General features: G+C 57.3%; 14 protein-coding genes. 8 read left to right on the top strand and 6 right to left on the bottom strand.

Translation table 11 applies throughout. The annotated features are described in order from the left end of the window. Positions 1–21: 21 nt before the first annotated feature. Both GRI36_RS05615 and rpsU read right to left on the bottom strand, forming a co-directional pair. The gene (locus tag GRI36_RS05615; protein ID WP_160597565.1) at positions 22–615 is read right to left on the bottom strand and encodes an FKBP-type peptidyl-prolyl cis-trans isomerase; all 594 of its coding nucleotides are present in this window, start codon (positions 613–615) and stop codon (positions 22–24) included. Between the two features lie 150 nt (positions 616–765). Continuing rightward, positions 766–966 (bottom strand): 30S ribosomal protein S21, encoded by a 201-nt coding sequence (rpsU, locus tag GRI36_RS05610; protein ID WP_160597564.1) that lies wholly within the window; start codon positions 964–966, stop codon positions 766–768. A gap of 188 nt (positions 967–1154) precedes the next feature. Here rpsU and crcB point away from each other — a divergent pair, with 188 nt between their 5' ends. From crcB to GRI36_RS05585, 6 genes are all read left to right on the top strand, one after another. Further along, the gene (gene crcB, locus GRI36_RS05605) at positions 1155–1565 is read left to right on the top strand and encodes a fluoride efflux transporter CrcB (protein ID WP_160597563.1); all 411 of its coding nucleotides are present in this window, start codon (positions 1155–1157) and stop codon (positions 1563–1565) included. A gap of 137 nt (positions 1566–1702) precedes the next feature. Then, positions 1703–2866 (top strand): RluA family pseudouridine synthase, encoded by a 1164-nt coding sequence (locus GRI36_RS05600; RefSeq protein WP_235902386.1) that lies wholly within the window; start codon positions 1703–1705, stop codon positions 2864–2866. After that, positions 2866–3483 carry an FMN-binding negative transcriptional regulator gene (locus GRI36_RS05595; RefSeq protein WP_160597561.1) on the top strand — a complete coding sequence of 206 codons (618 nt, stop codon included), beginning with the start codon at positions 2866–2868 and terminating at the stop codon, positions 3481–3483. Before GRI36_RS05600 ends, GRI36_RS05595 begins: the two co-directional genes overlap by 1 nt. Further along, a complete protein-coding gene (locus tag GRI36_RS05590) occupies positions 3480–4148 on the top strand; it encodes an HAD hydrolase-like protein (RefSeq protein ID WP_160597560.1) in 669 nt (222 codons plus the stop codon). The genes GRI36_RS05595 and GRI36_RS05590 overlap by 4 nt, the downstream gene beginning before the upstream one ends. Next, complete coding sequence (locus tag GRI36_RS13715) at positions 4145–4381, top strand: hypothetical protein (RefSeq protein WP_202392289.1); 237 nt, start codon at positions 4145–4147, stop codon at positions 4379–4381. The genes GRI36_RS05590 and GRI36_RS13715 overlap by 4 nt, the downstream gene beginning before the upstream one ends. A 10-nt stretch (positions 4382–4391) precedes the next feature. Next, positions 4392–5084, top strand: a complete 693-nt coding sequence (locus GRI36_RS05585; protein WP_160597559.1) for an ATP12 family chaperone protein — start codon at positions 4392–4394, stop codon at positions 5082–5084. 3 nt (positions 5085–5087) lie between these two features. Here the strand turns inward: GRI36_RS05585 and GRI36_RS05580 are convergent, their stop codons facing one another. Genes GRI36_RS05580 through GRI36_RS05565 form a run of 4 tightly spaced genes read right to left on the bottom strand, consistent with a single transcriptional unit; the run spans position 5088 to position 8676 of the window. Continuing rightward, entirely contained in the window at positions 5088–5726 is a 639-nt protein-coding gene (locus tag GRI36_RS05580) for an ABC-type transport auxiliary lipoprotein family protein (RefSeq protein ID WP_235902173.1), read from the bottom strand. 2 nt (positions 5727–5728) lie between these two features. Then, positions 5729–6676 (bottom strand): MlaD family protein, encoded by a 948-nt coding sequence (locus tag GRI36_RS05575; RefSeq protein ID WP_160597558.1) that lies wholly within the window; start codon positions 6674–6676, stop codon positions 5729–5731. Positions 6677–6685: 9 nt separating this feature from the next. Continuing rightward, positions 6686–7564 (bottom strand): ABC transporter ATP-binding protein, encoded by an 879-nt coding sequence (locus tag GRI36_RS05570; RefSeq protein WP_160597557.1) that lies wholly within the window; start codon positions 7562–7564, stop codon positions 6686–6688. Further along, positions 7564–8676: an ABC transporter permease gene (locus tag GRI36_RS05565; protein WP_160597556.1), complete on the bottom strand. Its 1113-nt coding sequence runs from the start codon at positions 8674–8676 to the stop codon at positions 7564–7566. Before GRI36_RS05565 ends, GRI36_RS05570 begins: the two co-directional genes overlap by 1 nt. Before the next feature lie 103 nt (positions 8677–8779). Here GRI36_RS05565 and GRI36_RS05560 point away from each other — a divergent pair, with 103 nt between their 5' ends. Continuing rightward, complete coding sequence (locus GRI36_RS05560) at positions 8780–11560, top strand: valine--tRNA ligase (RefSeq protein ID WP_160597555.1); 2781 nt, start codon at positions 8780–8782, stop codon at positions 11558–11560. A gap of 207 nt (positions 11561–11767) precedes the next feature. Beyond that, a complete protein-coding gene (locus tag GRI36_RS05555; protein WP_160597554.1) occupies positions 11768–12502 on the top strand; it encodes a 7-carboxy-7-deazaguanine synthase QueE in 735 nt (244 codons plus the stop codon). Positions 12503–12519 lie beyond the last annotated feature (17 nt).

The following is a 12519-nucleotide window of genomic DNA, read 5'->3' as shown; positions in this document are numbered from 1 at the left end:
CACCAGCCTGAAGTGCTGATATTAGTTGCCAGGCTGTCCAGTTGGAGGACCTGCTGGAGGGCCAGCCCCCGCAGGGCCACCTTCAGCGCCGCCTTGCGATTCCATCATTTGTTGCAGAGCTTGCAAGCGGCGTTCCGCATCTTCGCGGGTCATGAAGTCGACAACTTCAACCTCAAACACCAGATCGGCACCGGCCGGAATTGGCGAACCGGGCTGCGGATCATCGCCATAGGCTTTGTCCGATGGAATTTCGAGAATGTAGCTGCCGCCCTTCTTGGTCTTCAGCAGCCCTTCGAGGAAGCCATCGATTAGCTGGCCTTCTTCGAGCGGCATCGGCGTACCATCGGGAAACAGACCTTCGGGGAATTGCGACGGGCGCGATTCGTCAAACACGGTGCCATCGGCCAGTTTGCCGACATATTTAACGAATATCACATCGCCCAATTCGGGACTCGGGCCGGAACCTTCGGTCACGGTTTCGACCGAAACACCCGCCGGAATTGCTGCCCAGGCAATGCCTGCACCAGCAAGTATCGCGACAACAATGCCAAGCCAAAGTTTCGTCAGCGAACCCTTGGCAATCGGATGAATTGGCACTTTGGTGATTTCGGTCATTGTGGTGTCCTGATGTCGGGCCGCAATGCTTGGCCCAATTCTACATGGTTTCAGCTTGGTCGCACCCAAAACAAAAGGGCGCAGATCTCTCCGCGCCCTGATGGCTTATACAAAGGCCTAGTTCAAGCCGGAGTTTACCGTGTCAGGCGATTAGCCGTCACGTTCTTCGCGCTTGCGATCCATCTTGCGAGCGCGGCGAACTGCAGCAGCCTTTTCACGGGCGCGCTTTTCGCTTGGCTTTTCAAAGTGCCGACGCAGCTTCATTTCGCGATACACGCCTTCACGCTGCAGCTTCTTCTTGAGCGCGCGGAGAGCTTGGTCGACATTGTTATCGCGAACCATGATTTGCATAAATTCAAAAACCTCAGTGCAAAAGGACTTGGCCCGCAGTAACGCGGTCATGCCCCGTAAAAATCAACGAAAAGGGGCCGAATCCGCAAGGGACCGGCTCGAACGCAGAGGCAATTAGCGAATCGCGGGTCTTTTGGCAAGAGCGAAGCGGCTTTCAACTTGCCGCCAGCGCGTCTAAGGGACCGGGTATGTCCTCACTCACTCCTCTGGCCGCCACAATCAACGTTGCGTTGGGCGGCGCTGTTGGCGCTGCCTTACGGTATCAGGCAGGCCGCGCTATGACCGGATGGCTTGGCCCGCAAACAGTCACTGCTTTTCCGTGGGCGACGCTGGCAGTTAATGTCGTCGGCAGCTTGGCTATGGGATTGCTAGCGGGGTTTCTTGCGAAGCATAGCGGCGCGGGTAGTGATCATTGGCGATTACTTGTAGGCGTCGGCTTGCTCGGCGGGTTCACTACTTTTTCATCCTTCAGCCTCGAAATGATGCTGTTGATAGAGCGCGGCCAATCGGGTCTTGCTCTTACTTACGCGCTGGTTTCGGTTCTTGCCGGTTTGGTCGGCTTATATCTTGGATTGATTATCATGAGGCTGGCAGCATGAGCGGCGACCGTTCAAAATCCGAAAAATCGCAAGGGAGCGAACCGAAAGAGGGTTCGACAAACAATCCTTGGGATGAGGCCAAGCCGTCGGACAACGTCCGCCAATTCACCATCGGTCCCGATGATGATGACATTCGCATGGACCGTTGGTTCAAGCGCAATCTGCCGCAAATCGGCTTTGCGATGGTCAGTCGCTGGGCGCGAACGGGGCAGATCCGAATTGATGGCGGACGGGTCAAACCCGAAGACCGCCTGAAAGCGGGCCAGGTTCTGCGCGTTCCGCCAGGTGGGGAGACCGCCGCACGCGGTCCTCGCAAGCGTGAGGATTTGTCCGACGAGGATATCGAACGCGCCGAGCGGATGCTGATTACACAGGATAAGGCTGCGATTGTGCTCAACAAGCCGCCCGGCCTAGCCACGCAAGGCGGCACCGGCACGCGCGACCATGTTGACCGCCTGCTTGATGCATTCGCCGATGAAAAATCCCCGCGCCCGCGCCTTGTGCACCGGCTTGATAAAGATACCAGCGGTGTATTGCTGACTGCCCGCACACCTGGCAGCGCAGCGTTTTTCTCCAAGCGTTTCTCGGGCCGGTCGGCCAAGAAAGTCTATTGGGCGCTGATTGTCGGCGTGCCCGAAGTGCATGACGGCATCATCGAAGCCGCCATCGCCAAGCAACCGGGCACTGGTGGCGAGAAAATGCACGTCGACGAGAAAGACGGGCAAAGCGCGAAGACGAAATACCGGGTTGTCGACCGCGCCGGCAACCGCGCCGCGTGGGTGGAACTGCAACCCTTCACCGGCCGCACGCACCAGCTTCGTGTCCATATGGCCGCGATTGGCCACCCTATCGTTGGCGACGGCAAATATGGCGGTCAGGATGCTTTCCTGACCGGCAGTATCAGCCGCAAAATGCATCTTCACGCACGCCGCCTGATTATCGACCACCCCGATGGCGCGCCGCTCGACGTAACTGCTGAATTGCCCGAACATTTCGCCAGCAGTATGGAACAGCTTGGCTTTGACGAGAATGACAGCGATGCCGCACCCGAACAGGATCGCGGGCCGATGGACAAAGTCACCAAGAAGCGTGTCGCCAAGCAATATTCCAAGCAAATCCGCAAGGACCAGCGCGGCGAGCGAAAAGGCCGCGCAGGCGAAGGCCCCAAGAAGAAGCTCGGCAAAAAATCGCCCAAGAAATTCGCCAACGGCCCGGCCGGCAAACCCACACGCGGTAAACCTGCTGGCGGCAAGCCTACAGGTGCCAATAAAACAGCTGGTCGAGGCAGAGGCAGAAGCTGATGCACCCCAATTCCGCATATCGAAGCGGCGACCGCGCATTGCAGGAAACCCTGATCGACCAAGTGGGCATCGGCATGGTCTTTGCCCAAACAAGCGATGGTCCGCGGGTCGCGCACACACCGCTGCTTTCGACAGGTGACGGGGCCGTGCAATTTCACTTGTCTCGCGGTAATGCGCTGGCCAAACATCTGATTGGGCAGACCGCTTTGTTGGTGGTCAACGGCCCCGATGCCTATGTGTCTGCCCGGTGGTACGAAGACCGCAACACAGTCCCGACCTGGAATTTCATTGCGCTCGAGCTCGAAGGTCCGGTTCGCGGGATGGAGGCCGAAGGCACGCTAGCAATGCTCGAAAACCTATCGCGGAGGCATGAAGGACGAGCCGAGGGCGGTAAGCCATGGTCGATGGCCGAGCTGACCGACGAGCGTAAACGCAAGCTGGTTGCAGGCATTGTAGGTTTCGAAATGGAAGTTTTCGCATGGCGCGATACGATAAAATTGTCGCAGGATGATAGCGCCGGTGACCGCGCACGGATTGCAGAGGGCCTGCAAGCAAACGGTTCGCACGCAATTGCCGAATTGATGCGGACCCTTGTGAGCGATGAGGAAACCAAGTGAGCGGCAAACTCGCCATATTTGATTGCGACGGGACATTGGTCGATGGCCAAGCCAGCATCTGCGAGGCGATGGAAATCGCCTTTGATGCGGCTGATTTGCCCGCGCCCGATCGTCATTCGGTGCGCCGCATTGTCGGGCTGAGCCTGCCTCAAGCGCTAAGCGAGCTGGCACCATCCGCCAGCGGCAACCAGCGCGCCGCCGCAGTCGATGCGTATAAGAGCGCCTTTCGCTCAAGCCGGTTGGAAGGCCGCCTCCAGGAACCCCTGTTTGACGGCATCCCCGAATTGCTTGACCGGCTGCGCGATGCAGGATGGCTGCTTGCGGTTGCCACAGGAAAATCGGATCGCGGGCTATTTTCCTGTCTGATGACACATGGCTTGAACGACCATTTCGTTTCGCTCCAAACCGCTGACCGTCACCCATCCAAACCGCACCCTGCGATGCTCGAAGCGGCGATTGCCGATGCCGCCTTGATCGATGACGCGGTAAATACAGATAGCGCGGTGATGATTGGCGATACCACATTCGACATCACCATGGCGCGCAGCGCCAGAGTACGATCAATCGGGGTCGATTGGGGGTATCATACGCCGCAAGAACTGCTGGCAGAAGGCGCGGAAGCCATCGCCAGAAACCCCCGTGAATTGGGGGCGATGCTGCTGTGACAAAAGCACCCGATAACGGCCCCAGCGAAGAAGAAGCCTTGGCGCGAAACCGCTTTTTCATGCTTAGCATGGTCCGGCTCGTCGGCGCTATTGCAGTCATGACCGGACTGCTAATCGCCAACGGTACCGCTGGTGCGCCAGTATGGATCGGCTATATTTTGCTGGCCGCCGGAATGGCCGGATTCTTCATTTTTCCTTTGCTGCTCGCCAAGCGCTGGCGGACACCTGATTGATTCTCCCGATATGAAGCGTTTTTACAAAGATACCGGGATTGCCGAGGCAGAAGGGGGCTTCCAAGTCCAATTGGATGGGCGGCCGGTAAAAACCGCACTTGGATCAGCGCAAATTGCGCCAACCCGCTCGCTCGCTGAAACGCTGGCGGCTGAATGGGACGCACAAGGCGATAAGATCGATCCGGCATTATTCCGCTTTCGCGATCATGTGGATTACACCATCGATATGGTCCGCCCGGACCGCGCAGACCCGATTGCCAAATTGCTGAAATATGCGGAAACCGACACGCTGTGTTATCGTGCGGATCCCGGCGGCCACTTTTTCGCGCGGCAGCAAGAGGTTTGGGACCCGCTGCTGAACGAATTTGAAGCCCGCGAAGGTGTGATGATGCAGCGCGTGAGCGGCATCATTCATCGGCCCCAATCGCCCGAAATCGCTACGCAATTATCGAATCGCCTAAGCGCGCTCGATGAATTCGCGCTCACTTCGCTGCTGACCATGACGTCGCTGACCGCATCCTTGTGCATCGGTATGTCGGCACTGGAAGCCGGCGCCGATGCCGAAGCGTTGTGGGGCGCGGCCAATCTGGAAGAAGACTGGCAGATCGAGCAATGGGGCGCAGATTACGAAGCGCAGGCTGTCCGCAATCGCCGGACCGCCGATTTCATGACCGCTTGGGAATTTTACACACTGACCCGGTAGCCCCTAGCCAATCCAGTCCGCAACTTGACTGGCGACATCATTGGCCCCGCGATTGAGCGCATCACCAACGGGTCCGGTCTCTGCCACAACACCTGATTGGACGCTTTCAAACCGGCGGGTTTCAATCGCGCCATCTGCGCCGGCTCGCACCGCATCAAACCTGACAATGACCGAAGAGGTTGCCGCATCATAGCCAAATTCGCGCAAGGTGCCGCGCAATTGCGACTTGGCAATCAGGCCGGGATCTTCGCCGTCGATCACCAGCCGATTGGATTTGGCACGGATCGTTTCGGCCAACAGCCGCTGGAACAAGCGCGCGGGTCTTTCGACCCAAACCGCATCTTTCAGATAGGCGATTTCAGTCGCATCAACCTGAACCGGAACCCGGGTGACATTCAGTCTTTGGGGAACTTCGGGTTCCAGAATCTTAATCGCGCTGTCCGCAGTACCGGTGGAAGTCATACCCGCCGCAACGCTGCTGGTCGATGTTAGCGTCAGCAAACTCGGCGGCGGTTCGGAACCGAGACTGATGCAGCCCGACAGGCCGAGCACCGCAGCGCCTGCGACGATTGTCTTCATCCATGCCTTCATCGGCTGTTTCCTTTTGGCAGCTTGGCTCTTCGCGTCTGGGGCCTTATTCATATTCATGGCTCATAATCCGGCAGTGGCGGCGATCCGAGCAGCGAAGCTGCGCCCTCATTTTCCAGCCGTTCGGTTATGCTACGCAGCGCCTGACTGGTCGCGCGCAGATCTTGTAAAGTCGCCTCCGCCGCTGGCAGTGTTTGGGTCGCCAATTGACGTGCGGCGGGCCTTGTATCTTCCAGCGTTGCGCTCAGTGACTTTGCCGCACTGTCCGCAGATGTCAGGGTCTTGCGAAGTTCCTGAGCAAGCGCCGCGCCCTCTTGGTTCATCAAATTGTCGGTTGACTGCGTAACTTGTTCGAACGCAGCCAATGCCTTGGTCGCCTCATCCAAAGTGCCTTGCAAGCTGGCCAAGGTCGTCTTCAATTGCGGCCCAGTGTCCGCCAATTGATCGGTCATACGATTGGTATTGGCCAAAATGCCGGCAATCTCGCCTTGGTTCTTATCCGACAGCAACAATGTCAGCCGTTCGGTCAACGTCGCAATCCGTTCAAGCAAAACAGGCGCACTGTTGAGCAACTCACCCAAACCGCCCGGCTTGGGCGGGATTACGGGTGCCCCCTCGGGACATGCGGTGGTTTCACAAGTAATCGCCGGCGCTCCTTGCCGCGCACCATCTAGCAAAATCGTCGACACCCCGGTGAATGAGCCTTGGATAGTTGCAGCGGTGCCGACCAAAATGGCCACATCCTTCTTCACCCGAATGCGGACACGGACAAATTCCGGGTCTTTCTCCGACAAGGTAATCTGCGAAACCTGCCCCACCGGAACACCTGCGAAAGAAACCTGCGAGCCATTGGCCAGGCCAGACACCGACTGTTTGAAGAAGATGTCATATTCCTTCTGCTCGCCCTGACCCAGTTGCGCGATCCAGATGATAAATGCCGCCAGCGCGCCGAGCAGCGCGAGTGTGACGATACCGACCCAAAGATGATTTGCCCGCGTTTCCATATCTGTCCTCTATGCCCGTTTCGGGGGGCGGTTGTCCATTGATCGCGAAGAACTTGTCGCTGCCTTACGCTTGTCCCGTTTTTGGCTAGCCTGCGCGGCGCGGCCCCGTGGGCCGTTGAAATATTCCTGAATCCACGGATGTTCAGTCTCGAGCAATTCCGGGATGGTGCCCACGGCAATCACTTGCTTATCGGCAAGTACGGCCACGCGGTCGCAAATTTCGTACAGCGTATCAAGATCATGGGTGATCAGGAATACGGTCAGGCCCAGCGTTTCCTTCAGCTCTCGCGTCAATTGATCAAACCGTGCCGCGCCGATGGGATCGAGGCCAGCGGTCGGCTCGTCTAGAAACAGCAATTCGGGATCGAGCGCCAGCGCCCGGGCAAGGCCTGCGCGCTTTTTCATCCCGCCTGACAATTCGGAAGGGTATTTGTCCGCAGCGTCTTCCGGCAGGCCCGACAACATCACCTTGTAGCGCGCAATATCGGTTAGAAGTTCCTTGCTGATTTCGGGATAGAATTGCTTGAGCGGAACTTGAACATTTTCGCCCACTGTCAGGGTGGAAAACAGCGCCCCGCCCTGGAACAACACGCCCCAGCGGCTGCGCACACCGATCTCTTCATCCGGCTCCGCTTCGGTGATCGACTTTCCGAATACCCGTATGTCACCGTCATTTGGTCGCTGCAGCCCGATTATTGAGCGCATTAACACCGACTTGCCGGTGCCCGATCCGCCTACCACACCTAGGATTTCTCCCTGCCGGACTTCGAGCGAAAGATTATCATGCACCGTTTGCGTGCCGAACCGATTGACCAGTCCTTCGACCACAATTGGAAATTCATCGACGAAGCGTCCTTTCAATTCTTCGGGTAGTGCGTCGTCAGCCATCAGCCCCAACCCATTTCGGTAAAGAACACCGCGAAGAATGCATCAAGCACGATAACCATGAAGATGGCCGAGACCACCGCCTGCGTTGTGCGGCGCCCGACTTGCTCGGAATTGCCCTTCACCTGCATACCATTATAGCAACCCGCCATGCCAATAATCAGTCCAAAGAACGGTGCCTTAATCAGGCCGACCCAAAGGTCATACGTTGGCACCACTTCCTTGATCCGCGACAGGAATGTCAGAAACGGTATGTCGAGCGCCAAATCCGCGACCACCGCGCCGCCCACTATCGCTACGGCTGCGGCATAAAATCCGAGCAACGGCATCATCAGCACCGAGGCGAGAATACGCGGGATCACCAGCGCTTCGATAGGGGAAATCCCGATCGTGCGCATCGCATCGACCTCTTCGGTCAGCTTCATCGTGCCGATTTGCGCCGCAAAGGCCGAACCGGACCGGCCCGCAATCATGATCGCGGTCATCAACACGCCAAGCTCTCGTAAAGTAATCCGCCCGACCAGATTGACGGTCAGAGTTTCTGCGCCGAATTGCTGCAATTGCACCGCGCCTTGCTGTGCGATTACGATCCCGATCAGAAAACTCATCAGTCCGACAATCGGCAGGGCGCTGACGCCGACCAATTCCAACTGACGAACCAGCGCCTTTCCGCGGAAACGGCTTGGATGCCGGATCAGGCTGCCCGAAGCCATCAGGATTTGACCGAAAAAGCCGATCACCCCCAGCACGCCGAAGAAGAACTGGATCGTTAATCCGCCGACATGCACCGGAATGCGGGTCCAGAATGGCAATCGCTCTGCCGCGATATTCGCATCGTTGCCAGCTGATTCGACCGCATCGAGCAAACGTTGCGCGCGTTCACTCGCGCCGGTGATTTCCGCATTATGCCGGGCCGCAAAATTGCACGCGACCCATGCACCAACTGTGTCAATCGCATCCACACCGGATAAATCCACCCGGTCGATGTCACCGCCGATCTTGCGCAGCTCGCGATCAATTTCGCCAATAGTTGAAACAAGATAGGGGCCGAATAGCGTCAGGCTGGTACCGCCTTCGCCATGCTCTTCGAGAGTGAATTCCGCCCTGCCGCTCATATTTGTAACCTATGCGAGGAAAACTCGCGCATCACAAGACGTTGCGTCGCCTGACATGCGCTGGCAAAGGCTGCACAAACAATTTTGTGATATATTGAGCACCATGACAACCGAACTCTCCACGACATTCGACCCAGCCGCGATTGAACAGCGGTGGTATTCCCATTGGGAGGAAAACGGCCTGTTCCGGCCAGAACGCCCCGATGCGCAGCCCTATACCATCGTGAACCCGCCGCCGAATGTTACCGGCAACCTCCACATCGGCCACGCGCTCGACAACACGTTGCAGGATATTGTGATCCGGTATGAACGGCTGCGCGGCAAAGATGCCCTGTGGGTCGTCGGCATGGACCATGCTGGCATCGCCACCCAGATGGTGGTCGAACGCCAGATGGAGGAACGTCAGGACAAACGTACCAATTACAGCCGAGAGGACTTCGTCAAAAAGGTCTGGGAATGGAAAGAGGAAAGCGGCGGAACGATCACCACCCAGCTGCGCCGCCTTGGCTGTTCGATGGATTGGAGCCGAGAGCAGTTCACTATGGACCCGCATTTCAGCGATGCGGTGCTGAAAGTCTTCGTCGATCTGTATAATGACGGACTGATTTACCGCGACAAGCGGCTGGTCAATTGGGACCCCAAGCTGAAAACGGCGATTTCCGATCTGGAGGTCGAGACACAGGATGTGAAAGGCCAGTTCTGGCACTTCAAATATCCACTCGCAGACGGTGTGAAACTGGCAGATGGCCGCGATTATATCGAGGTTGCGACAACGCGGCCCGAAACGATGCTCGCCGATATGGCGGTTGCTGTGCACCCGGATGATGAGCGCTATGCCAGCGTAGTCGGCAAGGAAGTCGTCCTGCCGATCACTGGTCGCCGCGTAAAAATCGTGGCTGACGAACATGCCGATCCTGAATTGGGTTCGGGCGCGGTGAAGATCACACCGGGTCACGATTTCAACGATTTCGATGTTGGCAAACGCGCAGGCTTTGCTCCGGCAGACATGTTCAATATGCTCGATGGTGAGGCGAATGTTTGCCAGACTGCCGATGGCTTGGTGCCTGACGAATTCCTTGGTCTGCACCGTTTCAAGCGCGACGGCGTTGATGGCGCGCGCGAATTGGTTGTGCAGCGCCTGAAGGAACTTGGCTTCCTGATCCCGCACATCACCAAAACCAAAAAGGGCGAGGAAATCGAATTGGATTCCGAACCGCGCACCATCGCGACCCCGTTCGGCGATCGCGGCGGCGTGGTGATCGAACCATGGCTGACCGATCAATGGTATGTCGATGCGAAAAAACTGGCTGTCGCACCGATGGAAGCCGTTCGAAACGGCGATATCGAGATCATCCCGCAAAGCTGGGAAAAAACCTTCTTCCACTGGATGGAGAACATCCAGCCCTGGTGTGTCTCACGCCAGCTGTGGTGGGGGCACCGGATTCCGGCATGGTTCGACGATAACGGCAAGGTCTATGTCGCTATGACCGAAGATGAGGCTCAGGCCCAAGCTGGGGAAGGCGTGAAACTCAAACGCGACGAAGACGTCCTCGACACATGGTTCTCCTCCGGCTTGTGGCCCTTCGCCACGCTTGGCTGGCCCGATGAAAACGCGCCGCTGTACCAGAAGCATTACCCCAATGATTTGCTAATCTCCGGCTTCGACATCCTGTTCTTCTGGGATGCGCGGATGGCGATGCAGGGGATGCATCTGACGGGCCAAGCGCCGTGGAAAAAGCTCTATCTGCACGGTCTCGTGCGCGCGGCGGATGGTTCCAAAATGTCCAAGTCCAAGGGCAATGTGGTCGATCCGCTTGGCCTGATTGACCAATATGGCGCGGATGCGCTGCGCTTCTTTATGGCGTCAATGGAAAGCCAGGGCCGCGACATCAAAATGGATGATGAGCGGGTCAAAGGATACCGCAATTTCGCGACCAAATTGTGGAATGCGACGCGTTTTTGCCAAACCAACGGCATTACTGCATCGGCCACGCTGGAGGCTCCGGCAGCCACCAGCGCGGTCAATCGCTGGATCATCGGCGAAGTTGCAGAAACGCTGGCCAAGCTGGATGTGGCGATGGCCGATCTGCGCTTCGACGCTGCCGCAAACATCATCTATCACTTCGCATGGGACACATTCTGCGATTGGTATATCGAACTGATCAAAGGGAACTTTGACGACGAGACCAAGGCCGTTGCCGGATGGGTGCTCGACCAGATCCTGGTGATGCTCCACCCGTTCATGCCGTTCATCACCGAGGAACTGTGGAACGCGCAGGGTGACCGGGCCAACTACCCGCTAATCACCGCCAAATGGCCTGAATTCAGCGCGGGCGTTGATGCTGAGGCGAAGACCGAGGTCGAATGGACGCTCGGATTTATCAAAGAGATTCGTTCAACGAAGGCTGCGCTTGGCGCGGCTGCTAAGCCAATGCGAATATTTGTTTCTACGGTTACAAATGAGCTGTTTCAACGCCTCGAGAAGAACCTGCTGCAAATTAAGCGACTGACTCGTGCTTCCGAAATTTTGGTGCGAACTCCCGATGCTGGAATGCAAGAACTTGAAGAAATTGGAGCTGCGTTGGGCGGAGATGCCTCAACTCTGATAGCCGTAGAGAACGAAGGTGAAGTGCAACTAGTCACTAAGGGCTTAATAGGGCGCTTGGATTTCTTCGGCGAAGTGGACCTTGAGGACGCTCGCAAGCGGTTCAATAATGCTCTCGAAACCTCGGCAAAAGAAGCGAATGCACTCGAAGGCCGTCTTGGGAATGCGAACTTTGTCGAACGCGCCAAGCCGGAAGCGGTCGAAAAAGCAAAAGCCGATCATGCGCATCACAGCGCGGAAGTCGAACGGTTGAAAGCGGCGCTGGAACGGTTGGGGTAGGCTTGCCGCTATACAGTGCCGATTTTCCTACTTCGCCATTCTGTGCCACAAGCGTCACACCATGAACCAATGCGCCCACCAAAACAGCACAATCGCGGACCCGAGCAAAAGTGTAACCCGCTTTCCAACACGCAAATCGATTAAGATCAGCGCTTTACCGGAGGTGTGTTAGGTGACAGGTGTAACCCTAAACCCTATTTTTGACCTATGCCGCTAGTCCTCGCCACCACCACTCCGGGCGAACCGGAAATCTTCGCCTCGGTCCAGGGCGAAGGCCCAAGCGCCGGTGCGCCCTGCACCTTCATCCGGCTGTCGCGGTGCAACCTTGCCTGCGTTTGGTGCGATACGGCCTATACGTGGCACTTTGATGGCGATGACCGGACTCACCGCGATGACAAAACTTTCGAGCGTAAGGCCAATCAAATCACACTGGAAATTGCCGATGTCGCAGCACGGATAGAAGCGCTGGGCCAATCACGGCTGATTATCACGGGCGGCGAACCCTTGTTACAAGCGGGGCCGCTCGCCGGATTGCTCGAATTGCTGCCTGATATGACCGTAGAGGTGGAAACCAACGGCACGACCACCGCCCCTGCGCGGCTCGATATCCGGGTTGATCAGTATAATGTCAGCCCGAAACTGGCGCATAGCGGCAATGCTGCCGAACTGGCGCTGATCCCGGAGCGGCTCCGAAGCTATTCAGGCGATGCCCGCGCTTTCTTTAAATTTGTGGTCGCGACACCTGAAGATGTGGCGGAAGTCGCTGAATTGGTTCGGGCTCACGCGCTACCCAAAAAACGGGTGTTTTTGATGCCCGAGGGGACACAAAGCGCGGTGTTAAGAGAGCGCGAGCAATGGTTGACGCAATGCTGTCTCGATCATGGTTTTCGCATGACCGACCGGCTTCATATCCACTTGTTCGGGGACACGCGCGGTACGTGATCCCGCTGTGCTAAGCC

The sequence above is a fragment of the Pontixanthobacter gangjinensis genome (genome assembly GCF_009827545.1).
Classification (GTDB): Bacteria; Pseudomonadota; Alphaproteobacteria; order Sphingomonadales; family Sphingomonadaceae; genus Pontixanthobacter; species Pontixanthobacter gangjinensis.
Note: the sequence above shows the minus strand (reverse complement) of the source record. Positions and strands in the feature narration are given on the sequence as shown.

Bases quoted from the DNA above. Each gene is read 5' to 3' on its own strand.
- GRI36_RS05615 (WP_160597565.1), bottom strand. From the start codon at position 615: ATGACCGAAATCACCAAAGTGCCAATTCATCCGATTGCCAAGGGTTCG.
- rpsU (WP_160597564.1), bottom strand. From the start codon at position 966: ATGCAAATCATGGTTCGCGATAACAATGTCGACCAAGCTCTCCGCGCG.
- crcB (WP_160597563.1), top strand. From the start codon at position 1,155: ATGTCCTCACTCACTCCTCTGGCCGCCACAATCAACGTTGCGTTGGGC.
- GRI36_RS05600 (WP_235902386.1), top strand. From the start codon at position 1,703: ATGGACCGTTGGTTCAAGCGCAATCTGCCGCAAATCGGCTTTGCGATG.
- GRI36_RS05595 (WP_160597561.1), top strand. From the start codon at position 2,866: ATGCACCCCAATTCCGCATATCGAAGCGGCGACCGCGCATTGCAGGAA.
- GRI36_RS05585 (WP_160597559.1), top strand. From the start codon at position 4,392: ATGAAGCGTTTTTACAAAGATACCGGGATTGCCGAGGCAGAAGGGGGC.
- GRI36_RS05580 (WP_235902173.1), bottom strand. From the start codon at position 5,726: ATGAATAAGGCCCCAGACGCGAAGAGCCAAGCTGCCAAAAGGAAACAG.
- GRI36_RS05575 (WP_160597558.1), bottom strand. From the start codon at position 6,676: ATGGAAACGCGGGCAAATCATCTTTGGGTCGGTATCGTCACACTCGCG.
- GRI36_RS05570 (WP_160597557.1), bottom strand. From the start codon at position 7,564: ATGGCTGACGACGCACTACCCGAAGAATTGAAAGGACGCTTCGTCGAT.
- GRI36_RS05565 (WP_160597556.1), bottom strand. From the start codon at position 8,676: ATGAGCGGCAGGGCGGAATTCACTCTCGAAGAGCATGGCGAAGGCGGT.
- GRI36_RS05560 (WP_160597555.1), top strand. From the start codon at position 8,780: ATGACAACCGAACTCTCCACGACATTCGACCCAGCCGCGATTGAACAG.
- GRI36_RS05555 (WP_160597554.1), top strand. From the start codon at position 11,768: ATGCCGCTAGTCCTCGCCACCACCACTCCGGGCGAACCGGAAATCTTC.